28 protein-coding genes and 1 riboswitch are annotated in these 25,422 nt (G+C 59.6%); of the genes, 9 read left to right on the forward strand and 19 right to left on the reverse strand.

Annotated elements, in window-relative coordinates; genetic code table 11:
• Window positions 1-77: 77 nt before the first annotated feature.
• The 4 genes from WKS99_RS04985 to rlmB are packed head-to-tail and all read right to left on the reverse strand — an operon-like array spanning window position 78 to window position 3,885.
• Window positions 78-599: a GNAT family N-acetyltransferase gene (locus tag WKS99_RS04985; RefSeq protein WP_186851889.1), complete on the reverse strand. Its 522-nt coding sequence runs from the start codon at window positions 597-599 to the stop codon at window positions 78-80.
• 33 nt (window positions 600-632) lie between these two features.
• The gene (locus WKS99_RS04990; RefSeq protein WP_340405439.1) at window positions 633-2,873 is read right to left on the reverse strand and encodes a hypothetical protein; all 2,241 of its coding nucleotides are present in this window, start codon (window positions 2,871-2,873) and stop codon (window positions 633-635) included.
• A 28-nt stretch (window positions 2,874-2,901) separates the two neighbouring features.
• Complete coding sequence (locus WKS99_RS04995; protein ID WP_186851891.1) at window positions 2,902-3,072, reverse strand: hypothetical protein; 171 nt, start codon at window positions 3,070-3,072, stop codon at window positions 2,902-2,904.
• 27 nt (window positions 3,073-3,099) lie between these two features.
• Complete coding sequence (rlmB, locus tag WKS99_RS05000) at window positions 3,100-3,885, reverse strand: 23S rRNA (guanosine(2251)-2'-O)-methyltransferase RlmB (protein WP_147571639.1); 786 nt, start codon at window positions 3,883-3,885, stop codon at window positions 3,100-3,102.
• A gap of 271 nt (window positions 3,886-4,156) precedes the next feature.
• Here rlmB and ftsH point away from each other — a divergent pair, with 271 nt between their 5' ends.
• The 4 genes from ftsH to WKS99_RS05020 all read left to right on the forward strand — a co-directional run bounded on the left by ftsH (window position 4,157) and on the right by WKS99_RS05020 (window position 8,016).
• Window positions 4,157-6,361 carry an ATP-dependent zinc metalloprotease FtsH gene (gene ftsH, locus WKS99_RS05005; RefSeq protein ID WP_445297940.1) on the forward strand — a complete coding sequence of 735 codons (2,205 nt, stop codon included), beginning with the start codon at window positions 4,157-4,159 and terminating at the stop codon, window positions 6,359-6,361.
• Between the two features lie 71 nt (window positions 6,362-6,432).
• Window positions 6,433-7,278 carry a hypothetical protein gene (locus WKS99_RS05010; protein ID WP_147571638.1) on the forward strand — a complete coding sequence of 282 codons (846 nt, stop codon included), beginning with the start codon at window positions 6,433-6,435 and terminating at the stop codon, window positions 7,276-7,278.
• Window positions 7,279-7,329: 51 nt separating this feature from the next.
• Window positions 7,330-7,764 carry a hypothetical protein gene (locus tag WKS99_RS05015; RefSeq protein ID WP_340405440.1) on the forward strand — a complete coding sequence of 145 codons (435 nt, stop codon included), beginning with the start codon at window positions 7,330-7,332 and terminating at the stop codon, window positions 7,762-7,764.
• Window positions 7,765-7,806: 42 nt separating this feature from the next.
• The gene (locus tag WKS99_RS05020; protein ID WP_340405441.1) at window positions 7,807-8,016 is read left to right on the forward strand and encodes a hypothetical protein; all 210 of its coding nucleotides are present in this window, start codon (window positions 7,807-7,809) and stop codon (window positions 8,014-8,016) included.
• Between the two features lie 217 nt (window positions 8,017-8,233).
• Here WKS99_RS05020 and WKS99_RS05025 read toward each other — a convergent pair whose 3' ends face one another.
• Together WKS99_RS05025 and WKS99_RS05030 are read right to left on the reverse strand one after the other, a co-directional pair.
• Entirely contained in the window at window positions 8,234-9,166 is a 933-nt protein-coding gene (locus WKS99_RS05025) for an alpha/beta hydrolase (RefSeq protein WP_340405442.1), read from the reverse strand.
• A 105-nt stretch (window positions 9,167-9,271) separates the two neighbouring features.
• Window positions 9,272-9,952 carry a rubrerythrin gene (locus WKS99_RS05030; protein WP_340405443.1) on the reverse strand — a complete coding sequence of 227 codons (681 nt, stop codon included), beginning with the start codon at window positions 9,950-9,952 and terminating at the stop codon, window positions 9,272-9,274.
• Between the two features lie 136 nt (window positions 9,953-10,088).
• Here WKS99_RS05030 and WKS99_RS05035 point away from each other — a divergent pair, with 136 nt between their 5' ends.
• Together WKS99_RS05035 and WKS99_RS05040 are read left to right on the forward strand one after the other, a co-directional pair.
• A complete protein-coding gene (locus WKS99_RS05035; protein ID WP_340405444.1) occupies window positions 10,089-10,493 on the forward strand; it encodes a PaaI family thioesterase in 405 nt (134 codons plus the stop codon).
• Window positions 10,494-10,580: 87 nt separating this feature from the next.
• Window positions 10,581-10,749: riboswitch (Lysine riboswitch) on the forward strand.
• A 118-nt stretch (window positions 10,750-10,867) separates the two neighbouring features.
• Window positions 10,868-12,631, forward strand: coding sequence for a Na+/H+ antiporter NhaC family protein (locus tag WKS99_RS05040; RefSeq protein ID WP_240288314.1), 1,764 nt, complete (start codon window positions 10,868-10,870; stop codon window positions 12,629-12,631).
• A 197-nt stretch (window positions 12,632-12,828) separates the two neighbouring features.
• Here WKS99_RS05040 and WKS99_RS05045 read toward each other — a convergent pair whose 3' ends face one another.
• Genes WKS99_RS05045 through WKS99_RS05070 form a run of 6 tightly spaced genes read right to left on the reverse strand, consistent with a single transcriptional unit; the run spans window position 12,829 to window position 15,238 of the window.
• Entirely contained in the window at window positions 12,829-12,954 is a 126-nt protein-coding gene (locus WKS99_RS05045) for a hypothetical protein (protein WP_262669713.1), read from the reverse strand.
• 60 nt (window positions 12,955-13,014) lie between these two features.
• On the reverse strand, window positions 13,015-13,182 hold the full coding sequence (locus WKS99_RS05050) for a hypothetical protein (protein ID WP_240288312.1): 168 nt from the start codon (window positions 13,180-13,182) through the stop codon (window positions 13,015-13,017).
• Between the two features lie 12 nt (window positions 13,183-13,194).
• Entirely contained in the window at window positions 13,195-13,326 is a 132-nt protein-coding gene (locus WKS99_RS05055) for a hypothetical protein (protein ID WP_340405445.1), read from the reverse strand.
• Window positions 13,327-13,350: 24 nt separating this feature from the next.
• Entirely contained in the window at window positions 13,351-14,004 is a 654-nt protein-coding gene (locus tag WKS99_RS05060) for an ABC-2 transporter permease (protein ID WP_147571632.1), read from the reverse strand.
• The gene (locus WKS99_RS05065; protein WP_240288310.1) at window positions 14,001-14,861 is read right to left on the reverse strand and encodes an ABC transporter ATP-binding protein; all 861 of its coding nucleotides are present in this window, start codon (window positions 14,859-14,861) and stop codon (window positions 14,001-14,003) included. Before WKS99_RS05065 ends, WKS99_RS05060 begins: the two co-directional genes overlap by 4 nt.
• The gene (locus WKS99_RS05070) at window positions 14,858-15,238 is read right to left on the reverse strand and encodes a GntR family transcriptional regulator (RefSeq protein ID WP_147571630.1); all 381 of its coding nucleotides are present in this window, start codon (window positions 15,236-15,238) and stop codon (window positions 14,858-14,860) included. The genes WKS99_RS05065 and WKS99_RS05070 overlap by 4 nt, the downstream gene beginning before the upstream one ends.
• 350 nt (window positions 15,239-15,588) lie before the next feature.
• On the opposite strand from WKS99_RS05070, the gene WKS99_RS05075 reads away from it, so the two are divergent.
• On the forward strand, window positions 15,589-17,016 hold the full coding sequence (locus tag WKS99_RS05075) for an MATE family efflux transporter (RefSeq protein ID WP_340405446.1): 1,428 nt from the start codon (window positions 15,589-15,591) through the stop codon (window positions 17,014-17,016).
• A 52-nt stretch (window positions 17,017-17,068) separates the two neighbouring features.
• Here WKS99_RS05075 and WKS99_RS05080 read toward each other — a convergent pair whose 3' ends face one another.
• From WKS99_RS05080 to WKS99_RS05110, 7 genes are all read right to left on the reverse strand, one after another.
• The gene (locus WKS99_RS05080; protein ID WP_340405447.1) at window positions 17,069-17,632 is read right to left on the reverse strand and encodes a rhomboid family intramembrane serine protease; all 564 of its coding nucleotides are present in this window, start codon (window positions 17,630-17,632) and stop codon (window positions 17,069-17,071) included.
• Complete coding sequence (locus tag WKS99_RS05085; protein WP_147571627.1) at window positions 17,632-18,804, reverse strand: phosphoglycerate dehydrogenase; 1,173 nt, start codon at window positions 18,802-18,804, stop codon at window positions 17,632-17,634. Before WKS99_RS05085 ends, WKS99_RS05080 begins: the two co-directional genes overlap by 1 nt.
• 230 nt (window positions 18,805-19,034) lie before the next feature.
• Entirely contained in the window at window positions 19,035-20,120 is a 1,086-nt protein-coding gene (gene serC / locus WKS99_RS05090; RefSeq protein ID WP_147571625.1) for a 3-phosphoserine/phosphohydroxythreonine transaminase, read from the reverse strand.
• 132 nt (window positions 20,121-20,252) lie between these two features.
• Complete coding sequence (locus WKS99_RS05095) at window positions 20,253-21,707, reverse strand: MerR family transcriptional regulator (RefSeq protein ID WP_340405448.1); 1,455 nt, start codon at window positions 21,705-21,707, stop codon at window positions 20,253-20,255.
• A gap of 188 nt (window positions 21,708-21,895) precedes the next feature.
• Window positions 21,896-22,162, reverse strand: a complete 267-nt coding sequence (locus WKS99_RS05100; protein WP_147571623.1) for a pro-sigmaK processing inhibitor BofA family protein — start codon at window positions 22,160-22,162, stop codon at window positions 21,896-21,898.
• Entirely contained in the window at window positions 22,159-22,389 is a 231-nt protein-coding gene (locus WKS99_RS05105) for a DUF2508 family protein (protein WP_147571622.1), read from the reverse strand. Before WKS99_RS05105 ends, WKS99_RS05100 begins: the two co-directional genes overlap by 4 nt.
• A 135-nt stretch (window positions 22,390-22,524) precedes the next feature.
• Window positions 22,525-23,685 carry an S-layer homology domain-containing protein gene (locus tag WKS99_RS05110; protein ID WP_240288304.1) on the reverse strand — a complete coding sequence of 387 codons (1,161 nt, stop codon included), beginning with the start codon at window positions 23,683-23,685 and terminating at the stop codon, window positions 22,525-22,527.
• A gap of 189 nt (window positions 23,686-23,874) precedes the next feature.
• Here WKS99_RS05110 and bioB point away from each other — a divergent pair, with 189 nt between their 5' ends.
• Together bioB and WKS99_RS05120 are read left to right on the forward strand one after the other, a co-directional pair.
• The gene (gene bioB / locus WKS99_RS05115) at window positions 23,875-24,831 is read left to right on the forward strand and encodes a biotin synthase BioB (protein WP_147571620.1); all 957 of its coding nucleotides are present in this window, start codon (window positions 23,875-23,877) and stop codon (window positions 24,829-24,831) included.
• Between the two features lie 15 nt (window positions 24,832-24,846).
• Complete coding sequence (locus WKS99_RS05120) at window positions 24,847-25,401, forward strand: biotin transporter BioY (protein WP_147571619.1); 555 nt, start codon at window positions 24,847-24,849, stop codon at window positions 25,399-25,401.
• Window positions 25,402-25,422: the final 21 nt, after the last annotated feature.

Genomic DNA, 25,422 nt, shown 5'->3' on the forward strand with positions numbered 1-25,422 from the left:
GTGGGGGGCGGGGGGCGACCAAACCGGGGGGGGGGGCCCCCCCCGGGGGGCCCCCCGCCGCTCTGTTCTATCTCCGATTACAGCTTCTTCTCGTAGCAGTTCAGGATCTCATGGATAAATCCCTGGAAGAAAAACTCGGCAGCCCCAGCCAGCCGGTAGCCCAGACGGGCATACATGAGATTGGCAGGGGTGTTGCCCTCCGGGGTATCTAACCGGATGACAGATTTTCCCTGGCGGCGGCTCTCCTCCTCACAGAAGGCGACCAGTTCCCGGCCCTTGCCCCGGCCAGACCAGTCCGGGTGGACCATCAGGGTGTGGATCACGGCCACCTGGTCCGGCGGAGCCTGAAACTGCCAGGGGATCTGGGCATACTCCGGAAGCTGGATGCCGTTGAGGATAAAGGTGCCGTAATACTTCCCATCCTCCCCGGCCAGCCAGAGGGTGTGCTCCTCCATGGCACGGCGGGCGTGGTCCAGAGTGGGATACTTGCCCCGCTGCCAGTTGGTGAAGGATACGGGGCGGGCCTCCTCCAGAGTCAGGATGGCGTCATAGATGGCGTCGACGGCGTCCAGGTCGTCAGCACAGGCCAGTCGAATCAAAAGGATCACCTCATTCGTTCAGCTCAGGTCCCATCAGTAGCGGTGGACCCACCCGGACAGGAACCATACCGGGAACAGCCAGGTGAGCATGAAAACGAGCAGATTCAGAGGGGAAAGGGAGGAATAGGCGGATACAGAGGTGAGATAGGCGGCCAGCAGCAGACCCAGCAGGGAGCCGGCACAGCAGATAATGGCGCCCAGCCGGGTTGCCCACCGCAGTCGCTTGGCGGCCGTCACAGCCTCGGCAAAGGGAAACAGCCCCTCCCGGCACAACAGAGCGGTGAGGACATCGCTGTGGGGCTGCTCCGGATCGGACAGCTCCCGCCGCCGTTCCACCGGAGGAAAGTCCATTTTGTCCGCCGCCAGCTTGAAACGCTGGTGAAGCATGGCGGGGATCAGATTAAAATCACGGGTGGCCAGCACAGGGCCGATCTTCTCACGCATCAGCTCCTCCAGAGCGGGAAAAATGGTGTCGTGGAGGGAATAGCTCAAGGCAAAGATACCGGCCAGCTCCCCGTTGATGGCACAGAACACGGCGCTCTTTACGTTTAACCCCTGGGGGAGGGGAATATCCATCAGATTCATAAAGGCTGCGGAACCTACCAGCACTTGGTCTCCGCGGATATTGGCGGACAGGCCGCCCCCCTCGTAGCAGCACAGGTGGTCGGCATTCCGCATCAGGCCTCCCAGAGCGCGGAGATGGTCGTGGAACAGCTTGGTCAGGCCGCTGCCGGAGTCCCGGATGAGAGTGGCTGTATAGGCCACCACCCGCTCCATGGGGAAGTTGCCCAACACCTTCACTCCGTTGAGTTCTACATAGCCGGGGGGGAACAGATCGGTATCCGTGATGAGAACTCGGTCCCCCCTCCGGGAGCGGGAGATGCCTGGCCAGCCAGCCAGGGCGGCACCGCTTTGGGCCAGACGCCGGGCCAGCTTGTGGAAGGAGCGGCCGTAGATCAAGCTTCCTCCAAAGGCGGAGGTGGCGGTAAAGGTGGCGGACAGACACCATAACAGATGCTCAGGCTGGCCGATCCCCACCGAGGTCAGCAGGGAAAGCAGCAGGCAGCCCAGCAGTAGCAGGGGGCAGAAGCGGCGAAAAATACGCTGGGCTCCATCGTCAGCCTGGATCTGGCTGCCAAAGCCCTCCTGGGTGCCGGACCATTTGGTATAGGTGTCCAGGCCGTTCCATTTCCCCTCGTCCAGGGTGACCCGATAGGGAGTGGCGGAGGCGGCCGCGGTTCGGCAGGAGAGCCGCAGGCCGCACCGCTTGTGATAGGCTCCGTGGAGCAGGAAGAACAGGCCGGCCAGGGCCACCGCGCTGTATGGTAGCTGATTTCCACGAGAGGGGTGGAGAGCCAGCACAGCGCCGTCCGCCAGAGTGGCGGCGCACGAGAGGGCCGCCAGAACATCCATCCCAAGCCTGCCATGGAAGGCCCGACCAATGGCGGACACCAGCGCGTCACCGGCCAGCAGTACGCCCGCGGCCAGCAGGCCTACGGCGATCCAACGCTGGATGGACAGGTCGTCCAGAGGGGGGAGCCATACAAGTCCCAGGGCGGGTACCAGCAGTTGGACCAGGGAGAGGGCAAAGAGGAGGAACACAGCCAGTACCCGCAGCCGGGCCCCGCCCAATCCCTTGTGATAGCTCCGGGCCAGCTCCTGGGGGTCCGTGTCCGGGGGAGGGGGGTCCTGGGGCCTGGGACGGCGGGACCGGGGGACCTCCTCCGGCTCCTCCTCCCGGTCCGTGCCTGGGATCAGCTTCTCCAGGCGGCGGACCTCGGAGTGGTCGATGGCCTCGTCCTCCTCAAACATATGGTCCGCATAGTCGTCGGCCTTTTTGCCCAGGTCCTTGAGAAAGGCGGATAGGACGCTCTCCTCCTCCGGAAAAGGAATCACTTCTTTGTCAGCCGCCGGGCCGTCCAACTGCTCCTCTGGCTCCTCACTGGGGAGAGAAGCCTCGTCGGGAGGCAGCTCCTCCTCGTCAGGCAGCTCCTCCTCATCAGGAGGCTGCTGTATCTGGCCCCCGGGAAAGGCAACTACCTTCCCCTCACGCCGGGAGGTGCGGGGAGCCTCCGGCCAGGGCAGGTCAGGTCCCTCCGGCTCCCGCTCCTTTTTGGGGGGAACAGGGACCGCACCCCGGCCCGGAACCTTGCCGGACCCGTATTCCGCCAAAATATCTTCCAGAGAGAAACCGCCTGTGTCCGTGTCCCCGATGAGGGAGCGGATCTCCGCCAGGTCGTCCTCGTTTCGTTTTTTATCGTCGCGGTCGCTCATGGGAGGCTCCTTGAAATTTGAAATTCAGTCACTGGTTACGATGGATGGCGCTCAAGAGGAATCCACCCATGGTGGCAATAGCAAATACTACGGCGCCCGCACCCGGGATGGCCAGCAGGCTCCCGACGAGGTACCCGACGACAGCCATTGCGATGGTGCAAATAGCGGCCTCCAACCCGTTAAAAGGCTTAATTGGCATCATAGAAAATTCCTCCTGCAAGTCTGACTAATTGCCTGTTCGCTGGCGGACAGCCTCATACAGCAGGACCGCGGCGGCAGCGGAGGCGTTCAGGGAATTGATCTTGCCGAACATAGGGATGGAAACGGTGAAGTCACAGCTCTCTCCCACCAGGCGGCCCATCCCCTCCCCCTCGCTGCCGATGACGATGGCGGCAGGGCCCTTCAGGTCGGCATGGTACAGGGAGGTGGACCCATCCATGGCGGTGCCGAATACCCAGACTCCCGCCTCCTTCAGTTCCTTCAGCACAGTGGGCAGATTGGCCACCCGGGCGACAGGAACGTGGGCCACAGCCCCGGCTGAGGTCTTAGCGACCACGGCGGTCAGACCGGCAGACCGGCGCTTGGGGATGATGACTCCGTGGGCGCCGGCGGCGTCGGCGGTACGGATGACCGCCCCCAGGTTGTGGGGGTCGGATAGCTCGTCACATACTACGATAAGGGGGGGCTCGTCCTTATCCCGGGCGGCGGCTAGGATGTCGTCCACAGAGGCGTACTCCCGAACGGCGGCCTGGGCGATGACTCCCTGGTGGGAGTGGGTTCGACTCATATTGTCCAGCTTCCGCCGGTCGGCGTCTACCACTACGATGCCCTTCTCCCGGGCGGTGGAGGCGATATGCCCCAGGGCCGAGTCACGCTCGCCCTTGAGTAGAAATATTTTGTCGATGGCCACGCCGGCTCTCAGGGCCTCGATGACCGCGTTGCGGCCTTCAATGATGCCGTCGTTCTCCGTTTCCACAGGGGCGGAGCGGCGCAGAGGCGGTCTATTATTCATGGGGCAGTTCCCTCCGATGTCAAAATTTCCAACGATAAAAAACAGTATATCATATTTAGGCGAAAGGGGGAAGTCAAAAATACAGGACGGGGAAAAAACCGATTGGGGATCGAGGGGCTCCGCGGTCCGAGCAGACCCCCTTACCTTTTACAGAAAGTTTACACCCGCTTTTCTTGTTTTTAAAGTGCGGATGTGGTATGATACCATTTAGTCCTAAATGTGATTTGGACAGAAAAGAGAAAATCAAGCAGAAAATTGGAGGTATTCTCCTTTGAAACCAGATAAGGGAAACAACAAAAAGAACACGTTGGGCCTCATCAGCATTATTATGTGGGCCCTGGTACTGACCATGCTGTTCAAAAGCTGCACCTCATCCTATGCCAACGCCAACCAAGTCCAGGTGGATTACTCCATCTTCCGCCAGTGGGTGGTGGCAGAGCTGGTGGAGTCCGTGCGGATGGAGAGCGGCGAGTACGTCATCACCCTGAAGGAAGGAATGGAGGAAGAGGCTGAGGCCTATCTGCCCCAGGAAGAGGAGCGGGACCAAGGAATCTTTGCTGGAATGCAGATCCCACTCCGGGGCCAGAGCCAGGAGAAGGAATATGTCACAACCCCGCCCCCAGTATCCGACCTGAGCATCTACGACCTGCTGGATGAGCACGGGGTGACCAACTACGGCAGCGACCCGGTGGACAGCTCTGCCTATATTCTGTCCCTGCTCATCTCCACACTGCTTCCCATCCTGCTGTTGGTGGGCGCTATGATGTTCCTGTTCCGCGGGGTAGGCGGCAAGGGAGGAATGGGCGGCCTGGGCGGCGTGGGCAAGGCCAACGCCAAGGTGTATGTGGAGAAGAAGACCGGTGTTACCTTCCGGGATGTGGCCGGCCAGGATGAGGCCAAGGAGTCCCTCCAGGAGATCATCGATATTCTCCACAACCCCGGTAAGTACACTGAAATCGGCGCCAAGCTGCCCAAGGGCGCCCTGCTGGTGGGCCCTCCGGGTACTGGTAAGACCCTGCTGGCCAAGGCCGTGGCCGGCGAGGCCGGCGTCCCCTTCTTCTCTATCAGCGGCTCCGACTTTGTAGAGATGTTCGTGGGCGTGGGCGCCAGCCGTGTCCGTGACTTGTTCAAAGAGGCCAGCAAGATGGCCCCCTGTATCATCTTCATCGATGAGATTGACACCATCGGCAAGTCCCGCGACAACCGCATGGGGGGCAACGACGAGCGGGAGCAGACACTGAACCAGCTGCTGGCCGAGCTGGATGGCTTTGACCCCGGCAAGGGCGTCATCGTCCTGGGAGCTACCAACCGGCCCGAGGTGCTGGACAAGGCTTTGCTCCGCCCCGGCCGTTTCGACCGGCGCATCACCATCGACCGGCCTAATCTGGCCGGACGTCTGGCCACCCTCCAGGTCCACACGCGAAACATCCGTTTGAGCGAGGACGTGGACCTGAAGAAGATCGCCTTAGCTACCGCTGGCACTGTGGGCGCTGACCTGGCTAACTTGGTCAACGAGGCGGCCCTCCGGGCCGTCCGCCACGGCCGCCGCATGGTGACCCAGGAGGACCTGCTGGCCTCCTTCGAGTTTGTCATCGCCGGCAGTGAGAAGAAAAATTCTGTGCTCACCCAATTCGAGCGCAAGCTGGTGGCTTACCACGAGGTGGGCCACGCCATGGTGGCCTATAAGCAGAAGAACGCCGAGCCGGTGCAGAAGATCACCATTGTCCCCCACACCGAGGGATCCCTGGGCTATACCCTCTTGATGCCCGAGGAGGACAAGACCAACCTGCGGACTAAGGAAGAGCTTATGGCCAAGATATCTGTTTCCATGGGCGGCCGGGCCGCTGAACAGGTGGTGATGGATACCATGACCAACGGCGCCTCTCAGGATATCCAGGAGGCTACCAATATCGCCCGGAACATGGTGGCCATGTTCGGTATGAGCGAGGAGTTCGGCATGATGGCCCTGGGCTCGGTCCGTAACCAGTATCTGGACGGGGGCTACGGCCTGGACTGCGCCCAGGATACCGCGGCTGTGATGGATAAGGCGGTCAAAGCAATTTTGGACGTTTGCTACGAGGACGCTGTAAAGGTTATCCAGGAGAATCTGGAGGATATGCACAAGGTAGTGTCCTATCTGCTGGAGAAAGAGACCATCACTGGCGGCGAGATGGTGGCCATCATCGAGGGCCGGGATCCCGCTCTGGTGGAGGACGCCTACGCCTCTACCCGCAAGAGCGAAAAGGCGTTCCGCCCCTCCGTACCGGATGTGATCGAGGCGCCGGCCAAGCACATCCATATCGTCAGCGAGGAGGTCAAGCCTCCCGCTCTGGACGAAGGGGAGGCCAGCGGCCGTCAGCCTGAGGGGGAGGGCACAGAGGAGGACTCTGAACCCACCGCTCCCGCTGGTCAGGGACCGGCGGAACAACAGGAGCACGCCCCGTCTCAGGACGAGGATACCAAGGACCAGACCTGATGAACGGGACGCCTCGGAGAGCGTAAGCTCTCCGAGGCGTCTTACCTCTTTTGTATCAAGGGGGCAGGACCGTGAAATTAGTAGAGGACCGGCGACCCACATTGGCATCCTGGCCAAAGCGTATCTATCAGTGGTCGGAGCTGCCCCAGCTTTTCCGCCCGGCTCTGGAGGAATGGCGGGGAGAAGGGCTGCCTCCCGGCAACGTGACCTATATTCCCCAAGTACGGCAGGGAGTAGGGGAGGAGGAGCACGCCGTGTCCTGGTGGCGTGGCCAGGTCCTCCTACAGACCCTGTGGCGGGGAGGGGTAACCCGGCTGCTCATCCCCCAGGGGGCGGCTGCCATCCGCTATGAGGTCCAGCTGTTGAAATGTACCCTGACCATCTACTTAAAGAATGGCGATCAAGCCTCTTTCTCCTACAACAAGGTGAAGGAGGACCAACTGCGGCCGGTGCTGTCCCTGCTGCTGGGGCGGCCCTCCGGTCTGTCCTTTCCCACCGAGCACCCAGAGCCTGAGCGGCTGGGCTGGCTGCTGGAGGAGAGCTATGGGATGTACCACACCGCCTTGCTGTGCTACCGGCTGGGGGAGCGGCTGGAGGACTGCCTGTACCTTCGGGGAAAGACGGGCGGCCTGCTCTGGCTGATCCAGAGGACCCCGGACCCGGAGTATTTTCTGGGAGTCATGGACCGGGGCCTGGCTGCTATCAGCCACGACAGCTATTCCACCTGTGTCCTGTATGCCCCCTGGGAGAGCATGGACGGCGCGGAGCTGGTGCCGGAGAGGCGGGGATACTCCCTCCAGGTGCAAGCTGCGGGAGGGAAAATGACTATCCCGGTCCAAGGGGGACAGATAGAGAAGGTCCGAAATTTTTTGGACCACTTATCTCGGGAAAATGACCAGATATCCCAATTTCATTGACCGCATAGCCCACCTTCTGCTATCATTTTCGAAAAAGGGGGAGGGAACCTTATGGAAGGATTGGGACAGAAACGGCTGGGTGTAGGCCTGACCCTCTTGCTTCTGGTGGGGCCCCTGATTGTGTTTGTCCTCCTTTCTCTTGGTTTTCCACCAGTCATCGGCAATCTGATGGCCGCCCGCGCGATGAAGGAATATGCGGCCCAGGTCCATCCGGAGTGGAGGGCGCAGGGCCACTGGGCGGGCTATGATTTGGTGGGCGGCGGCTACTATCTCTCCTTCTCCGACGGCGGCGAGAAGCGGAGTCTGGGATATGGCGGGCTGGTCGTAGAGGATAAGGAACGGGAAGAGGCCCTGCGGAAGAAACTGTACATCGACAGTGTCATCCGCCGGACAGGGCTCTGGGTCCCGGACCAGAATATTACCATGTGGTCAGCCAGATGGAGCCCCCAGATGCCGGACGAGGCCGTCATATCCGTCGATGTGTAGTTCTATGGCGGCGCGGATGAGCCCATCCCCGATGAGGCAGTCATGCGGGAGAGAATGGCCGACCAGGCCATGTTGGCATATGAGGTCCTGGCTGCCCATTGTCCCATACACAGATTCTCTGTCCGATACCACCACAGGGGAACGGAGGGGAAACAGGGTGGAATGCTTTGGAACAGGATTACAGTGGACCTGCCCCAGGGAGAGACCATGACCAGAGACCACATCCTGACAGGCGAGCTGGTGACAAACTGAAGGTGGAGGGATTAGGGTGGCGCCTTGTGCCCCTCTAAACCACCCGTTGTATCTCACCATCCATGATTGTCGCGGTTCCGATGAGAGCAGTATTCCTCTTCAAAGGGGAAAGACAGTAAAAGAGCGGCCGTACAGCCGCTCTTTTACTGTCGTATTTTCTGGGCTCCCTGTACGCCAAAGGAGACAAAGAGGCAAAACACTGGGGAAAAACTGGGCTCTAGTCAAAGAGCCGCTGTTCCAGCCAGACTAGCAGGTCCTCCATGACCTCCTGGCGGTTGAGCTCGTTGAACATCTCATGGCGGCCTCCGTGGTACAGCTTGACAGTCACATCCCGGCACCCGGCGGAGCGGAACATCGCCTCCACCTTCCGTACCCCCCTGCCCATGGAGCCCACGGGGTCCCGGTCACCGGACAGAAAATAGATGGGGGTGTCCACGTCCATTTTGGATAGATTTTTTTTGCTGGCGATGAACTGCAGTCCTTCCATCATATCCCGGAACATGGATACCGTGGGCTGGAAGGCACACAGGGGGTCGTTTAAGTTGGCGTCTACCATGTCACGGTCCCTACTGAGCCAGTCGGCGCGGGTTCGGGCGGGCTGAAATTTCTTGTTGTAGGCGCCCAGAGAAAGCTCATAGATCAGTGGGCTGACATAGTCCGGGCCCTTGAGGGCGGCCAGCCCCCCGGCGAGAAGCCGACCGAAGGCCACTAAGGGCGCCTTTTCCTGGCCGGTGCCGGAGAGAACCGCTCCATCCACCGTTCCCGGCCAGCGAATCAGATAGGTCCGAGTGAGGAAGGAGCCCATGGAGTGGCCCAGCAGCACATAGGGCAGACCGGGGAACTTTTCCCCCTCTATCTCCCGTAGGCGGCGCACATCTTGGGTGACCAGGTCCCATCCCCCGCGGGGGGCGAAGTAACCGTATCGACCGTCGTTCACTGTGAGGCCGTGGCCCAGGTGGTCCTCGCCGCACACAACAAAGCCGTGGGCGGTGAGGAATTGGGCCAGATGCTGGTACCGCTCGATATGTTCTGCCACCCCATGGACAATCTGAATTACAGCGATAGGGCTGCTTTGGGGGAACCACTCCTGGGCGTGTATAGTATGGACGCCGTCAGAGGAAGGATAGGAGAACTCCTTGGTCTGGGTCATAGAACCGCGCTCCTTTCATCGGTATGTGGAGGATGGCGGGGGCGCGTGCGGCCTGGCCCTGCCGCCCACCTTCCTGTCCAGTTTACCCCAAAGCTGAGAAAACAGTCAACCCATCTGTTCCAGCAGTGAGCGAATGGTGGCGGCATGGAGGACCCCGTCTTGGGCCAGCTCCTGATATAATTCCTTGAGACAGGCATCCGAGGTGGTCTCAGCGGCCTGCTGATTGGCCCGCTCCCATCGCTGCTCCCAGACGAACTGATCCCGTAGGGCCAGGGGGAGAGAGGCGTTAATGACCACAGAGGGGGTCGGTGGGCGGTAACGCTGACCGGTGATGAGAAAGTAGGCGGCAGAGAGCTGGCGCAGGGCCCGCCGGTGGTCGGCAGCCAGACAGCTCAGTGACCTGGAGCAGCTTCCGCCCCTGCGGACTAGGGCCTGGGCAATGAAGACCCCTTCTTTGACCAGGTCCATGAGAGAGGCGAGCGTCTGTTCCTCCCCCTGGGACTGGCTGCCGAGGCAGAAGGGGGGGTCCTCCTCCGCTTTGCTGCGGGACGGGGGAGGGGGCGTAGGAGAAGCGGCGGGCTGTACCGGGGTCTCGGCTGGGACCGGCGCGGCCTCGCACTGGTCTTGGGGGGCGGTTTCGGCGGGGGCGATCTCATCTACTTCCGCCCGCCCTATGGCGATGGGGCTCTGCGCTTGATCGGGCATCACACGGCGCCATACCCGGTCAAACGCCTCCTGGTCCACGCCCTGGGGAGTCAGGGCGGCAGGGTTCGAGTTTTTTTCCATGGCGATTCCTCCTTGGGTATGAGTTCTTACCAATCTATGCGTTTGGGGGAAAATCGGTGAAATTTTTCCCGTCAGCCTTGCCCCACAGATGTTTTTGTGATACACTTCCCCTGACAACGAGCAAAGGAGCGGTTCCATGACTGACCAGGAGAGGACCGATTTTATATTCCGCACAGTCAATACGCCGCACCAGTTTTCCTATGAGAACGGCATCACCGTGACCCATGTGGAGCCCGGTTATGCCAAGGGGGAGCTGGTGGTGGGACCTAACAGCATCAATCCCCATAAGAATGTCCACGGAGGGGCAATGGCCACCCTGGCCGATACGGTGGGGGGATGCTGCGCCTGTTCCAGGGGCGGCGTCTGCGTCACCGCGGGAAGCACTATGGAATTTTTGCGCCCCGCCTTTGGAAAGAAGATATTCTGTGTAGCCACGCCCAAGAAGATGGGCCGCACCCTGTCTGTGATCCAGGTGGTGCTCACCAACGACCAGGATGTAGTGGTGGCCACCGGCACTTTCACCTTTTTTATGATGGATTGATAGAAAATTGAAAAAGAAGGAGCTTTTTTTCGAAAGAGGCTTGACAATAGTGAAGGGCCGTGGTAGGATACTTGCAATTCCAAATGAATAGTGGATAGAGGCGCGGTACTCATGCGTACTGTGGGACAGGGCCAGGCAGCCGTCCCCAGGAGAGGGTGTACCGCCGAAGGCTGGCTTCTCTGCCTGGAGAGGCGAACCTGGGCCGCAGGAGAATATCCTGCGGACTGTCACGAACAAGTGGAGCGCTATCCGAAGGTCCCTGGGGTCCGCCTGGGGACGTCCGGCTTTGCCATGGGCGCTTGACGTGCCTGTGGCTTTTTTGTTTGCGCGGGGGGCTGCGGCCCCGGAGAGAGAATCATGTGGAGGGAAAAGAAATGAGAACGAGAAGATCCTGGCCTGTGCGCCTGATCATCATGGTGATGATGGTGCTGGCCCTGGCCACCACCAGCTTTGCCGTGCTGGCGGACGACCCCACCGAGATATCGGGCACCAAGATGATCGAGTGTCCCGACTGCGGCCTTACGGGCGGGTGTTCCGTATGCCTGGGCACTGACGCTGAATGTGAGGCCTGCGGCGGCACCTTTGTGTGTCCCACCTGTGGGGGTGAGGGGTATATCCAGTCCCCCAGCAGCTCCTACAACACCGCCCTGTCCCTGCTGCCCCCGGTCATCGCCATCGCCCTGGCCCTGATTACCAAGGAGGTGTACTCCTCCCTGTTCATTGGAATCCTGGTGGGCGGCCTGCTGTACTCCAATTTCTCCTTTGAGGGGACGCTGAATCATGTGTTCAGCGGCGGTATCGTGGCCTCCTTGTCAGACAGCTACAATGTGGGCATTCTCATCTTCCTGGTCATTCTGGGCACTATGGTGTGTCTCATGAATAAGGCAGGCGGCTCGGCCGCCTTCGGCCGGTGGGCCAAGAAGAACATCAAGTCCCGGGTCGGTGCCCAACTGGCATCCATCCTGTTGGGCTGCCTGATCTTCATTGACGACTACTTCAACTGCTTAACCGTGGGCAGCGTCATGCGGCCCATCACCGACAAGCACAACGTGTCCCGGGCCAAGCTGGCCTATATCATCGATGCCACCGCCGCGCCGGTATGTATCATCGCGCCCATCTCCTCCTGGGCAGCCGCCGTGTCCGGCTTTGCCGAGGACGGCCAGGGCCTCAATCTGTTTATTCGGGCTATCCCCTATAACTTCTATGCCCTGCTCACCATTGTGATGATGCTGGGCCTGGTGCTGATGAAGGTAGACTTCGGCCCCATGGCCAAATTCGAGAAGAACGCCGTAGAGAACGGCGACCTGTTCTCCGGCTCCAACCCCTATGCCATGATGGATGAGGAAATCGACGACACCAAGGGTACTGTGATGGACCTGGTGCTGCCCATCGTGGTGCTGGTGGTCTGCTGCGTCATCGGCATGATCTACTCCGGCGGATTCTTCTCCGGGGAGAATTTTGTGGATGCCTTCTCCAACTCTGATGCCTCTATCGGCCTGATGCTGGGTTCCGCCTTTGGCCTGCTGTTCGCCCTGATCTACTTCTTCGTCCGCCGCTCCATGACCTTCAAGGAGATGATGGGCTGTATCCCTGAGGGCTTCAAGGCCATGGTGCCCGCCATCCTCATCCTCACCTTTGCCTGGACCCTGAAGAGCATGACCGATTCACTGGGCGCCAAGTACTTTGTCCGTGACTTCGTCCGCAGCGCCCAGGGCCTGCAGATGCTGCTGCCCGTCATCGTATTCGTGGTGGGCTGTCTGCTGGCCTTTGCCACCGGCACCAGCTGGGGTACCTTCGGCATCCTGATCCCCATTGTCCAGAACGTATTTTCCATGGACAACCCTCTGGCCATCATCTGCATCTCCGCCTGTATGGCCGGCGCGGTGTGCGGAGACCACTGCTCCCCCATCTCCGACACCACCATCATGGCCTCCGCCGGTGCCCAGTGTGACCATGTCAACCATGTGTCCACCCAGTTGCCTTATGCAATCTCCTGCGCGGTTATTGCCGGCATTTCCTATGTGGTAGCCGGTGCGTTGGCTTACTTCGGCCTACCCGGTATCATCGCTCTGCCGGTTGGCATCGTCCTAATGCTGGGCTTCCTGTTTTTCGTAAAGAATGCTCGGAGGAGCGCCTGAGGTAAAACGGCGGGATATCCAGACCGAAAGCAGAAATAAAATAAACAAAGACGGAGCAGAAGCGTCGCTTCTGCTCCGTCTTTGTTTAGATGCGGCAGGAGAAGAAAGATTCTCAATGATTTCAAATCCTGCTGGGGACGTTGTGCGTTCCCGATTTTGCCTTTCCCGATTCCTGTCCGGCCTTCACATCTGGGGAGCTAGACCTTTTCACACTCCAGCTTTTCCTGCAGTGCCTTGATGGCAAGGTCTAGAGCAGGGATAGACTTGGCGGTGGCATACTGCTTCATGTGCTCCAATTCCCGGATGGCTTCTTTAGTGGTCATAGCGGTCACACTCCCTCAATCATTTTTTACTATTATAGCATGGGAGGGAGAAAATGTAAATCACCGGCGCTTTCGCCAGCCGCCGCCAAGGAGGACAAGGCCGGCGGCCAGGGCAAAGAGGAGCCAGAACAGAAAACTTCCACTGGGGATGGTGTCCGTAAAGGCGAGCGCCACCAGGGTGACAGCTACGGCGCGGCCAGCCCAGATTAGGGGCATAATTTTTGGCATAGAGGTTCCTCCTTATCTCCGATGGGCCAGAGCGAAAGCTCCGGCCAGAGCCAGCAGTGCCAGGACCAGCACCCGCTCCACGGCGGTAGCGATCCAGGCGAAATGCAGGACGACAGGGTGATGGATACCAGGCAGCCCGTCCATACCATCAGGACCCCGGTTTTCATATCAAAACTCCTTCTGTTCCATGATACGGCAGGAGATGAGGTAGGATAGCCCAAGTCCCAGGAGTGGGATCAGAGGGAGTAGGGAGCCCACGGCCAGAACAGTGCTCTCCGGCATCCGGTCCAGAGAGGAGAGGTCGATGCCCTCGAAGAGCCCCAACTTGTAGGCGCCGAAGAACAGGAGCAGGGGGGCGAAAATGACGATATACATATAGGGGCGGGCCCGTTCCACCCCCAATTTATAGCACAGGGGGAGGAGAATATCAGCGATGATGAGTCCCAGCCCCAGAGATACCATCAGGCTCAACAGGTTTTCGGCCATGGCGCTCTGCCCTTTCCCAATGGACAGGACCACGCAGGCCACCAGGGAGTAGAGGGTTGCGGCGGCGGCCATCACCAGGGTGAACAGGTAGCGCGCGCCCACCAGACTCCTCCGGCCAGTGGGGAAAGTGAGGGCGTATCGGTCCCACTTGGCCAGTTCGTCGAAGGAGAAGGCGGACAGGGGCAGCATCATGATAATGATTTGAGTGACGGCGGTGATGGTGGAGATGGGAAAGAGTCCAATCACGGCCAGCAGCAGGTAAAAGGCTAGAAACAGCACATAAGTCTTAAGGGTCTTTCGCATCACGAGCATATCTTTTAGAACCAGTCCGGTCATTGTGCTTCCCCCTTTGCGATGAATAGCATGATGTCTTCCAGCGTGGTCCGCTCCACCAGTAGTTCTGGATACCGGCGGCGGAAGGCGGCCCGGTCGGCCACCAGGCCCTCGCAGCCGTAGGAGCTGCGGCGTACCCGGATCAAATCGTCTGGGGCCACAGAGTTCAGCTGTGCGGCGGTGCAGGCCAGACGACCGTAATTGTCCAGAATACGATCCTTGGCGTCGGACAGGACCACCTGCCCCTGGTGGATATAGGTGATATAGTCCGCCGCCTTCTCCAGGTCGCTGGTGATGTGGCTGGAGATGAGGATGGCATGGTCATCGTCCTGGATAAATCCGAGAAACTCGTCCAGAATTTCATCCCGGACAATGGGATCCAGACCGGAGGTGGCCTCATCCAAGATCAGCAGCTTGGGGCGGTGGGACAGGGCGGCAGCCAGGGACAGCTTCATCTTCATCCCGCGGGAGAATTCCTTGACGAATTTGCGCTCCGGCAGCTGGAATTTGGACAGATAACGCTGGTAGAGGGCGCTGTCCCAACCTTGATATATCCGGGAGAGAATCAAATCGATGTCCCGGGGGCGGAGGGAGTCGTGGAAAAAGCATTCGTCCAGCACCACGCCGATCTCCAGCTTGGCGGCCCGCTCCTCCCTCTGGTTGTCGTGGCCCAGGAGGGTGATGGTCCCCTCGTCCCGGCGGATCAGGTTCAAAATACATTTGATGGTAGTGGTCTTGCCTGCCCCATTCTCGCCAATGAGGCCCATGATGGCCCCTCCGGGAACGGTCAGGTTGATATCCCGCAGAGAAAAATCGCCATAGGACTTGCGGAGCCCTTGCACTTCAATACTATTTGTCATAATTCGTCACCTTTATACAGAATATCCAATAGCTCATGGAGCTCATCGAGAGAGAAGGCTCCCTTCCGGGCCTCCTCCACCGCCTGGGTAAGCTTCTCCTCCACCCGGCGGAGCTGGGCCTCCCGCAGCAGCTCCCGGTTTTGGGGCGCCACGAAGCAGCCCTTGCCTGGGACGTTCTCTAAAAAGCCATCTCGTTCCAGCTCCTCGTAGGCCCGCTTGGTGGTGATGACGGAGATACGGAGCTCCTTAGCCAGCAGGCGCATAGAGGGCAGGGCATCCCCCGCCGACAGGGTTCCGGCCATGATTTGCTCCTTCACCTGGTCGGTGATCTGCTCGTAAATGGGTTTGACGCTGGAATTACTTAGAATGATGTCCATCTCATGCCCCTTCTAACAGTGGAGAGAGGGGAGAGCTGCCGGCCGGTACCAGGTCCAGCGCCCGCCCTCTGACGCACTGTTATTTTGTGTTTTCTGTATATATACTACATATACAATATAACAATAGAAAGCTGTTGTCAATAGGGCGGGTAAAAAATTTTTTGGCAGTGGTATGGCGGAAGGCGGAGCATGGGAGACATCCGGCCTCCGCCATTAAGCATTTTGGCCAGTTTTCTGGAAAAAAAGCGGGAAATGCTATGGTTTTGCCTAATTTACAAGGAGAGAGGCCGGTGCTATAATTGCCAGCGCCTAGAGAAGACTTAGAAAAAGTGTGTGGAGAGGCGAAGAACGTGAAACTGGAAAATGATCTGGGCCGCGATCCCATCCGAAAGCTGGTCCTGAATATTGCGATTCCCAGTATGCTGGCCCAATTTGTCAGTGTGCTGTACAGCATTGTGGACCGCATCTACATCGGGAATATCCCGGAGATCGGCAACCTGGCCCTGGCGGGGGCCGGCGTCTGTGGTCCCGTGGTCACCATGATCGGCTCCGTGGCCTTTTTGGTAGGGGTCGGCGGTTCCCCCCTGATGTCCATTCGGATGGGCGAGGGTAACCTGGCCCAGGCCAGAAAGATACTGGCAAACTGCTTTCTCCTGCTTAACGTGCTGGCGGTGCTCCTGATGGCCGGTGCCCTGTTGACCAGGCGGCCTCTGCTCCTGCTTTTCGGAGCCAGTGAGACCACCCTGCCCTATGCTCTGGACTATTACACCTACTACCTGTTCGGCACGGTATTCGCCTTGCTGGCCAACGGAATGAACCAGTTTGTCATCTGCCAGGGCTTTGCCAAGAAGGGGATGCAGTCGGTGATGCTTGGGGCGGTGCTCAACATCGCCCTGGACCCAGTGTTCATCTTTGGGCTGAACATGGGGGTACGTGGAGCGGCCATCGCCACTGTAATCAGCCAACTGGGCAGTTGCCTGTTTGTCCTCCATTTTCTCTTTGGCCCTGTACCCCAGGTGCGCATCACCTTCGGGGGATACAGCCGGAAGATCATCTCCAGGGTCCTGCTCACTGGGCTGGCTCCCTTCCTCATCATTGCGCTGGACAATGTGATGATTATCGCGCTGAACGCTGTTCTCCAGAACTACGGCGGACCGGAGCAGGGAGATATGCTGGTAGCCGCCGCTACCATCGCCCAGTCCTTCATGCTTATTATCACCATGCCCATGGCGGGGATCACCGGCTCTACCGGCTCCATTCTGGGCTATAACTTTGGAGCTGGCCGCCCCGACCGCATTCTGGAGGCCCAGAAGTACATCCTGGCCCTCTGTCTGGCCTTTACCACCGTGCTGTTCCTGGTGGGCCAGTTCCTGTGCGCCCCCTTTACCCACATTTTCACTCCCGACCTCCAGGTGTCCGCTCTGGCGGTCCAGGCCATCAAGATATGCACCATTGGCCTCATCCCACTGGCCTTCCAGTACACCTTAATCGACGGGTTCACCGGCATGGGGATGATGCAGTGGTCTCTGCCCCTGTCTCTGCTCCGCAAGGGCGTGTACTTCACCGCCCTGTTCCTGCTGCCGGCAGTCTTCGGCGCTACCGCCGCTTTCTTCGCGGAGACGGTGTCCGACCTGTTTCCGCCCCTGGTCACCATGGCGGTCTACTGGAAGCGGCGGAACTGGATTATCCAGGAGGCGGCTAGCCACCGCCGCCTGGAGAGTGACGCCCAGACCGCAGTGCAGCAGCCAGCGGCATTGGGTCAGGCTCAGGCCATATAAAAAGAAGCTCTCTGTCAAACCTATCTGACAGAGAGCTTTTTTATGGATATCGTTATGGCCTCCGGCTCATGGCAAAGCCCAGGCAGGCCCCGCACAGCCCGCCCACCACATGGGTGAGCTGGGATACGTTGTCCCGGAGGGTGATGGCGTCAACCACCTCGCCTCCCAAATAGAGGACGGCCACCAGAATAAGGGTCAGAGGGATAGCCCCCGCCCGCATACCGGACAGGGAGGAGAGCAGGATCAGCATGAATACGATGCCGCTGGCCCCAAGCAGAGCTGTCTTGGGAAAACACAAAAACTGAACCAGCCCGGAGATAAGGGCCGTGACCAGGATGCACAGGAGCAGGCGGCGGGAGCCGTACTTTTCCTCCAGGGGAGGGCCCACCACCAGCAGGAGCATCATGTTGCTCAAGTAGTGGGCATAGCCGGAATGGCCCAGCACATGGCCCGCCAGACGCACATAGGTCAGGGGGTCAGACAGGGGAGAACGATAGACACAGAACAGATGCAGGGTGGTCCAGCCACCGGTGGCCCACCCCAGGGCCAGAGCGCCGAGGGAGAGGAGAGCAAAGGTGAGGACCACCGGGGAGTTGTACTGGATATGGGGCCGCATCAGTGGTTCAGCACCCGGACACGGATCATATTGGGGATGGCCCGCAGCTCATCCGCCACTTCGTCAGTCAGCCGGGTGTTTACATCTACGATGGTGTAGGCATAGTCCTTTCTGGACTTATTCGTCATATTTTCCACGTTGATGCGGTCGTCAGAAAGGGTGGACATGATCTGGGTCAGCATGGCGGGCACGTTCTTATGGATCAGGCACAGTCGGGCGATGCCGCTCCACTCCTGTGACACGTTGGGCAGGTTCACCGAGTTGGTGATGTTGCCGTTGACCAGATAATCCTGGAGTTGGCGGGCGGCCATGACAGCGCAGTTCTCCTCGCTCTCTGGGGTGGAAGCCCCCAGGTGGGGCAGGGCGATGACGTTCTTTACCGTGGTGATCCGCTCGTCCGGGAAGTCTGTGACATATTTGGCGACCCGGCCGGATTCCAGGGCGGCGATCATATCCTCGTCATTGACCAGACCGCCGCGGGCCAGATTGAGGACGCGCACCTGGCCCTTCATTTTGGAAATGGCCTCGGCGTTGATAAAGTCCTTGGTGTTGTTGTTATAGGGGACGTGAATGGTGATGTAGTCAGACACCCGGTACAACTCATTCACGTCCTTGACCACATGGACATGGCGGTCCAGCCGGAGGGCCGCGTCCACAGATAGGAAGGGGTCATAGCCGTATACATCCATCCCCAGGTCCAGGGCGATGTTGCACACCAGGGCGCCGATGGCGCCCAAGCCGATAACGCCCAGGGTCTTGCGGTAGAGCTCCGGCCCCACAAAGGCGGATTTGCCCTTCTCCACAGCGGCGGCCACATCCACCTTAGGGGTGTGGGCCTGCTCCTGGACCCAGTCCGCCCCTCCCAGAATATCCCGGGAGGCGATGAGCATGGCGGCGATGACCAGCTCTTTCACCGCGTTGGCGTTTGCACCGGGGGTGTTGAACACCACGATGCCGTTCTCGGAGCAGCGGTCGATGGGGATGTTATTGGTCCCGGCGCCCGCCCGGGCGATGGCCCGGAGGGCGGGGGGGAAGGAATAGTCCTGCATGGGGGCGGAGCGGACCAGGATGCCATCCTCGTTCTCCACTTCCGTTCCAATCTGGAAGCGGCTTTTGTCCAGCTGGTCCAGCCCGGCGGAAGAGATTTTGTTCAAAGTCTTAATACGGTACATACGATCACCTTATTTTATGTTATAGGAGCGGCCATGTCGGCCGCGTCGGTCCTTCCGGTCAAACGCCTGGATAAAATCGCACAGCTTTTCAACGCCATCCACAGGCTTGGCGTTGTGGTTGGCGCAAAGTTCGCTTCGCTCGGGACGCTCTGGCGGGTATTCCTCGCTGCGATTCCTTGCGCCTCCTCTCCCCATGGGACCCACTGCGCGGGGCTCCTATGGGGGCCCCGTCAGTTCGCTTTATCGAAGGCCTTGATAAAGTCGCAGAGCTTTTCCACGCCTTCGACGGGCATAGCGTTATAGATAGAAGCCCGCATCCCGCCGGTCTTCCGGTGGCCCTTCAGATTGACAAAGCCGGCCTGGGCCGCCTGGGAAACGAACTTGGCATCCAGTTCCTCGCTGCCGGTGCGGAAGGTGACGTTCATGCCGGAGCGGGAGCCCTTTTCCCCGTGACACCGGAACAGCTTGGAGTTGTCCAGCGTGTCATAGAGCATATTGGCCCGCTGCCACTTCAGCTTCTCCATACCGGCCAGTCCGCCGTTCTCCTCCACCCAGTCCAGAGTGAGGCCCAGCATATAGATGCACCAGCAGGGGGGTGTATTGTACATGGAATCCTTGTCGATCATGGTCTTGTAGTTCATGATAAGGGGGGTATAGGGCAACTCATGCCCGGCTAACTCCTCCTTGATGATGACCACAGTGAGGCCGGCAGGGGCCATGTTTTTCTGTGCCCCAGCATAGATAAGGCCGAATTTGGATACATCCACCGGCATGGACAGGATGTCGGAGGACATATCACACACCAGGGGCACGCTGCCGGTGTCAGGGACATATTGCCACTCGGTGCCATAAATGGTGTTGTTGGCGCAGTAGTAAAAATAGCTGGCCTCTGGGTCCAGCTTCAACTGGCTCTGGGCGGGGATGTAGCTGTGGTCCCGGTCCTCGCTGGAGGCGGCCAGATGGATCTGGCCGTACTTCTGGGCTTCCTTGTAAGCCAGGTTGGAGAAGTTGCCGGTGACGGCGTAGTCGGCCTTTCCCGTCTTTCCAATGAGGTTCAAGGGGATCATGGAGAACTGGCCGGAGGCGCCTGTCTGGAGAAACAGGATCTTATATCCCTGGGGGACGTTCATGATCCGGCGCAGTTTCTCCTGGGTCTCCTCAAAGATCTGGATGAAAACTTTTGACCGGTGACTCATCTCCATCACAGACATACCGGACCCCCGGTAGTTGGTGATTTCTGACCCGGCGCGCTCCAGTGCGGACAGTGGAAGCATAGACGGGCCGGCGGAGAAGTTGTAAACACGCTGGTCGCTCATTTGAAGAGCCCCTTTCCTATAAAAATTGCCCCGCTCCGCAGAAGGGACCGGGGCAACTTTTAATTATAGACAACTGAAAAGGGAGTGTCAATGGCTGAACAGGGAAAAGGGGCCAGGAAACGATCTCTTTTCTTAGATTTGCCGAATGGAGAAGTCATATCGGACATACTGCTCCTGGCCCGGCAGGGAAACCAGCTGGCCCTTGTGGCTGTCATACCCCTTCAATTCTAGCTCGAGGGTGAGCTGCCAGCCGTCCACAGTCCAGCTCTGGGTGCCGGGACGGGGTTCCTTCAGGGCGGACAGCACCGGTTTCAGGGAGGGGTGGGCCAGCAGTTCGCCGTGACCCAGCAGGGCGTTCACCGTGTGCCATACCTGAGTGGTGGAAAGGGAACGGACGCCGCCCTGCTCCCGGTTCTCCATGGAGAAGGACAGACCGGTGACCGCCCCCTGCCGGCTTTGGATGTCCATATCCAGAGGGCCGGAGCCAAACAGAAAGATGGGGAAGCTGTTTGGGTCCGTCTGGAGCCAGGAGCCGTCTGGCTGGAGCATATAGCCGGGCTCCTCGGGGGCGGAGGCAAAGGTGGCTAGATGGTTGTAGTTGGCGGCAAATTCCTCCGGGGTCAGGGCGCCATGGTGCCGGGGGATAGCGGCAAACAGAGCGGCGCCCATAAGGAGGGCCACACAGAGCGCGTAGATGCCCGGATAGGCTGCCGCGCGGCGTCCGGAGCGGGGCTGATCCCAGAAGCCCTGAGTGCCGTCGGTACCGTCGGACCAGGCCTCGTCCTCCAGGGCCCAGGGCTGCTCCCGCCCCTTTTTGCAGCGGACGTAGCCCAGGATCAGAGTCACAAGAGGGATGAGGGCGAGAATGGAAAGCGTGATGGTCAGACCCAGCCCCATAATGATTACCGACAAGGTCCGCCGAAAGCCCTCCTGGAGGGAGAGATAGCTGCCGTCTGACCGGGTGAGCTTCAGCCGGAAAAGGGCCTTGCCTGGGGTGGTCCCCCAGCGGTGGAGGAACAGGGGCTCCAGCGCCGCCATAAGGGTCAGGGTGGCCGCCGTATCCAGCAGATCCCCCAAAGGGCCCCGCCAGAGGATGTTGATCCGAAAGACCAGAGCAAGCAGTACGCTCCACAGAGTGCCATACAGCAGCAGGTCCAGGGAACGTGCGAAATACCGCCGCCAGGGGATGCGGAAGCGGATGTCGGCCACCTCATCCGCTGGGGTGGAAGGGGCCCAGGAGAGATAGCGGGCCGGGTCCATGGAGGACCAGTCCGCCCGGTCCTCCCGCAGCTTCTGGCATAGGGCCTTGGCCTGTTCCAGCTCGGCGTATCTGCCCTCCAGCTGGGCCAGCCTCTGCTCCAGGAGCTGATCCAGGGATTGTTCTCCCGCTTGGAGGGACCGGATGTCCTCCAGGGAGCAGTCCAGCTTCCGCAGCAGCTTGATTTTCAGCAGAGTCTGACAGTCCTCCTGGGAGTAGTCCCGATAACCGTTTTCCCCACGGCTTGGGGCGATCAGGCCCTGGGACTCATAGAACCGGATATTGGCCCGAGGCAGCCCGGTGCGGTCTTCTATTTCTTTGATGGTCATAGCTGTCTCCTTCCTGAAAATGAATGGCTTAGATGGGACCAGTGTAAAGTATGAAGTCCCTTTACAGTCAAGAGAAAAAGAAGAATATAATCAATTATATAAATATTTTCTGAAAACGACAAGAACTGCCGCCCAGAAAAGCCGGGCGGCAGTGTGAAAGGCGGCTATATAAAGCCTGGTCAGGCCATCTATTTTAGCACCCACTGGAGCATCAGCAGCAGGCCGAAGCCAGGTACGCCCAGCAGCCCTAGCACCAGGGCATTGACCAGGTTGACCCCCAAAGTCACGCCCAATGCCTGACCAACCTGGGAAAACAGGGCCAGGGCGGCCAGTCCCACTGAGGAGCGCAGAATCAGACGGATCAGCTGGGCCACAGGGCGGCGGAGGATCAACAGGGCGGTGCAGACCAGCAGTCCGGCCAGCCCCCAGGCTGCGAATCCCGGCAATCCTGTCATGAAACCCCCTCCAGCTGCTTGACCCGGCGCAGCAGGTAGTTGTACCGCGCCTGGAGGGCATTGATCTCAAAAACATAGGACTCGATGAGGTCCCCGTCGCTGGCTGTATTAAACCCCCCGTAGGCCTGATTGATGAGGGTGCGGGTGTGGGCCAAGGAGGCCACCAGCTCCTGCCGCTCCAACTCCTGTGCGCTATCACACCGGCGGCGGGACAGAGAAAACGCCATATAGCCACGCTCCTTTCATTTCTTCCTGTGGACCATTGTATGGATAGTTTGGACAAATATTCCAGCCTTTAACCACACAGGGAAAAAAGAGCACGGACCCGGCCGGAAAACCGGCCAGGTCCGTTATGGGAAAGGTCAAAGCTCCAGGAGATCCTGACAGAAGCGATACAGAGCCACAGCCAGTTCCGCACGGGTGACGCCCTGTCCGGGATGGAGGGAACCATCCTCATAACCGGACAGCAGCTGATGGTCCACAGCCCAGCCCAGGGCCTCCCGTGCCCAGGAGGAGGTAGAGGGACCGTCGGTAAACAGCGCCAAAGACTGCCCGCCCTCCATCTGGAGCCCGGTCCTGCGGGCGTATTGGTACAGGATCAGAGCTAACTGCTCCCGGCTGAGTACCTGGTTCGGGCCAAACCGCTGGTCGCCTACACCGGACATGACTCCCTCCTGGGCGCACCAGCAGGCGGCGTCAAGGAACCAATCTCCGGAGGAAACGTCGGTGAAGGAAACTTCCCGCCCTTCTTCAGAGCCGCCCAAGCGCCACAGAATCTGGGCCAGTTGGGCCCGTGTGACCGTGCCCTGGGGGGAGAAGGAGTCCTCGCCGGTGCCGGAAAAAAAGCCCTGGGCCAGACCATATTCCACAGCCTCGTAGTACCAGGAGCCAACGGGCACATCGGAGGGGATGATCACCGACTGGAACAGCTGGAGGTAATAGTGGAGCGTCTGGGGCTCGCCCCCGCCGGCGGGAACATAGGAAAGGGAGAGCAGATAGATCAGATGGTCCGGGTCCACATCCTCCTGACCTGCCGCCAGCCGGCCTTGGAGGACAGCCTGCCCCCGGCTGGCCAGCAGATCGGCGGGGAGGGCAAAGATCTGGCCCTCCTCCAGCCTGTGATCCACCCCGTCCCAGGCGGTCAGCCGGCCGTCGGCGGTGACTACGTCACAGATGGGATCATCCTGTCCGTCTAACAGTTCATAGACACCATCACTGTTCGCGTCGGTCAGGTAGTCCACTGTCACCTGTACCCCGTCAGCATGGAGCTGGATATAAAAGGTGGTGTTCCCTGCGGTGCGATTAAGGGGGAAACTTCCGACTACCTGGTCGGAGGGAACAAACGTCCCGGTTTGATCTCTCTGGTAGAGCTGGATATGCAGGGGGCGCTGGGGAAAGTCCATCTCATCCCCATCGATCAGGAAGGAGGCAAAGTCCGCTTCCGCGGCCTGAGCAGGCAGAGCCGGTCCGGCGAATAGAAGGAAGGCCAGAAACAGGCACAACCATCGGTTTTGTTTGATCATAGGAGACTCCTTTCATCCATGGAAAACACGTGAAAGAAATTATACCCAAAAGAGAATAGATTTACAAGGGCGGATGTTGTCGAAAGGCGAAATACGCAAATCGTCAACTGAAAATTTTTTTGGTTGACAGACTGTGGGGGGAGACGTATACTAAACAATGAAAATGGTTTACAATCTGGGGGGATCAAAGTGAAAAAACTAGCTGAGGAGATCCGATCAGGCCGCCGCCTGAACCGGTCGGACGATCTGTCCCAACTCTTGACAGCGGACCTGGAAGAACTGCGGGCGGGAGCGGACACCATTCGGAGAGAGCTGTGCGGCGACCGCTTTGATTTTTGTACGATCATCAATGGCCGAAGCGGCCGGTGCGGGGAGGACTGCAAATTCTGCGCCCAATCCTGCCACCATAACACCCATGTGAAGGAGTACCCCTTCCTGCCGGAAGAGGATATTTTGGCCGAGGGAAAGCGAAACGAGGCTGCCGGCGTCCACTGGTACTCCATTGTGACGGCCGGCCGGGACCTCCACGGCCAGGAGCTGGAGCGCGGTCTGGCGGCCTACCGCCGGCTGCGGAAGGAGACGGGTCTGGCCCTGTGCGCCTCCCACGGTCTACAGACCCTGGAGGAGCTCAAGGCGCTGAAGGAGGCCGGTGTGACCCGCTTCCACGCCAATCTGGAGACCTCCCGTAGATATTTCCCCATGATATGCACCAGCCATACTTATCAGGATAAGATAGACAACATCCTCCGAGCCAAGGAGGCGGGACTTCAGGTGTGCTCCGGGGGGATCTTAGGAATGGGAGAGAGCTGGGAGGACCGCATCGATATGGCGTTGAGCCTGGCGGAGCTGGAGATAGACTCCATCCCGCTGAATCTGCTCACCCCCATCCCAGGTACTCCACTGGAGCAGGTCGAGCCGATCTCCCAGGAGGATGTGCTGCGGGCGGTGGCCCTGTTCCGGTACATAAATCCAACCGCCTGGATCCGCATGGCGGCCGGCCGGGGTCGATTTCCCGATGGGGGCGAGGCGCTGTTTCGCTCCGGGGCCAATGCCGCGATTACCGGGGATATGCTGACCACCACTGGCACCAGCGTGGCGGGAGATATGGAAATGGCTATCCGGCTTGGCTATCAATTAGAACGGTAGATAGGGAGAGAAAATATGGAAACCAAAACAAGGAATAAAGTTTATCCGCTGGCGATGACCGCGGTTATGGCTGCCGTCATCTGCGTCCTGGGCCCCCTTTCCATTCCCGTGGGGCCGGTGCCCATCTCCTTTACGAATTTTGCCATTTACATCACGCTGTATGTTCTGGGCTGGAAACGGGGTACCGTCAGCTATCTGGTCTATGTGCTCATCGGCATGGTGGGAATGCCTGTGTTCTCCGGGTACTCCGGCGGCCTGGCCAAGCTGGCCGGCCCAACGGGCGGCTATATCGTCGGTTTCATCCCCATGGCGGTGATCGCCGGCCTTGTGATCGATAAATTCCGGAACCGGGGCGTACAGCTGGCCGGAATGATTGGAGCCACTGCCCTGTGCTATGCCTTTGGCACGGCCTGGTTCTGCTTCCAGGCGGAAAGCGATCTGCTGCCCGCCCTGACCATGTGCGTATTCCCCTTTATCCCCGGGGACCTGGTCAAGATGGTAGTGGCTATTGCGGTAGGACCGATGCTCCGGAACCGGCTGAAAAAAGCTGGGCTCCAGCCGGAGGGATAAAATAAAAATTGGCCAAGAGCC

It is taken from the genome of Flintibacter sp. HCN-6482, from assembly GCF_037892565.1.
Classification (GTDB): domain Bacteria; phylum Bacillota; class Clostridia; order Oscillospirales; family Oscillospiraceae; genus Lawsonibacter; species Lawsonibacter aceti.

Coding starts and splice junctions, on each gene's coding strand:
- WKS99_RS05080 (WP_340405447.1), bottom strand. CDS start 17,632: ATGCGGCCCCATATCCAGTACAACTCCCCGGTGGTCCTCACCTTTGCT.
- rlmB (WP_147571639.1), bottom strand. CDS start 3,885: ATGAATAATAGACCGCCTCTGCGCCGCTCCGCCCCTGTGGAAACGGAG.
- WKS99_RS05040 (WP_240288314.1), top strand. CDS start 10,868: ATGAGAACGAGAAGATCCTGGCCTGTGCGCCTGATCATCATGGTGATG.
- serC (WP_147571625.1), bottom strand. CDS start 20,120: ATGAGCGACCAGCGTGTTTACAACTTCTCCGCCGGCCCGTCTATGCTT.
- WKS99_RS05030 (WP_340405443.1), bottom strand. CDS start 9,952: ATGGAAAAAAACTCGAACCCTGCCGCCCTGACTCCCCAGGGCGTGGAC.
- WKS99_RS04995 (WP_186851891.1), bottom strand. CDS start 3,072: ATGCCAATTAAGCCTTTTAACGGGTTGGAGGCCGCTATTTGCACCATC.
- WKS99_RS05085 (WP_147571627.1), bottom strand. CDS start 18,804: ATGTACCGTATTAAGACTTTGAACAAAATCTCTTCCGCCGGGCTGGAC.
- WKS99_RS05110 (WP_240288304.1), bottom strand. CDS start 23,685: ATGATCAAACAAAACCGATGGTTGTGCCTGTTTCTGGCCTTCCTTCTA.
- WKS99_RS05120 (WP_147571619.1), top strand. CDS start 24,847: ATGGAAACCAAAACAAGGAATAAAGTTTATCCGCTGGCGATGACCGCG.
- WKS99_RS05100 (WP_147571623.1), bottom strand. CDS start 22,162: ATGACAGGATTGCCGGGATTCGCAGCCTGGGGGCTGGCCGGACTGCTG.
- WKS99_RS05060 (WP_147571632.1), bottom strand. CDS start 14,004: ATGACCGGACTGGTTCTAAAAGATATGCTCGTGATGCGAAAGACCCTT.
- WKS99_RS05020 (WP_340405441.1), top strand. CDS start 7,807: ATGCGGGAGAGAATGGCCGACCAGGCCATGTTGGCATATGAGGTCCTG.
- WKS99_RS05105 (WP_147571622.1), bottom strand. CDS start 22,389: ATGGCGTTTTCTCTGTCCCGCCGCCGGTGTGATAGCGCACAGGAGTTG.
- WKS99_RS05015 (WP_340405440.1), top strand. CDS start 7,330: ATGGAAGGATTGGGACAGAAACGGCTGGGTGTAGGCCTGACCCTCTTG.
- WKS99_RS05025 (WP_340405442.1), bottom strand. CDS start 9,166: ATGACCCAGACCAAGGAGTTCTCCTATCCTTCCTCTGACGGCGTCCAT.
- WKS99_RS05065 (WP_240288310.1), bottom strand. CDS start 14,861: ATGACAAATAGTATTGAAGTGCAAGGGCTCCGCAAGTCCTATGGCGAT.
- WKS99_RS05035 (WP_340405444.1), top strand. CDS start 10,089: ATGACTGACCAGGAGAGGACCGATTTTATATTCCGCACAGTCAATACG.
- WKS99_RS05050 (WP_240288312.1), bottom strand. CDS start 13,182: ATGCCAAAAATTATGCCCCTAATCTGGGCTGGCCGCGCCGTAGCTGTC.
- WKS99_RS05055 (WP_340405445.1), bottom strand. CDS start 13,326: ATGGACGGGCTGCCTGGTATCCATCACCCTGTCGTCCTGCATTTCGCC.
- WKS99_RS05045 (WP_262669713.1), bottom strand. CDS start 12,954: ATGACCACTAAAGAAGCCATCCGGGAATTGGAGCACATGAAGCAGTAT.
- WKS99_RS05095 (WP_340405448.1), bottom strand. CDS start 21,707: ATGACCATCAAAGAAATAGAAGACCGCACCGGGCTGCCTCGGGCCAAT.
- WKS99_RS05070 (WP_147571630.1), bottom strand. CDS start 15,238: ATGGACATCATTCTAAGTAATTCCAGCGTCAAACCCATTTACGAGCAG.
- WKS99_RS04990 (WP_340405439.1), bottom strand. CDS start 2,873: ATGAGCGACCGCGACGATAAAAAACGAAACGAGGACGACCTGGCGGAG.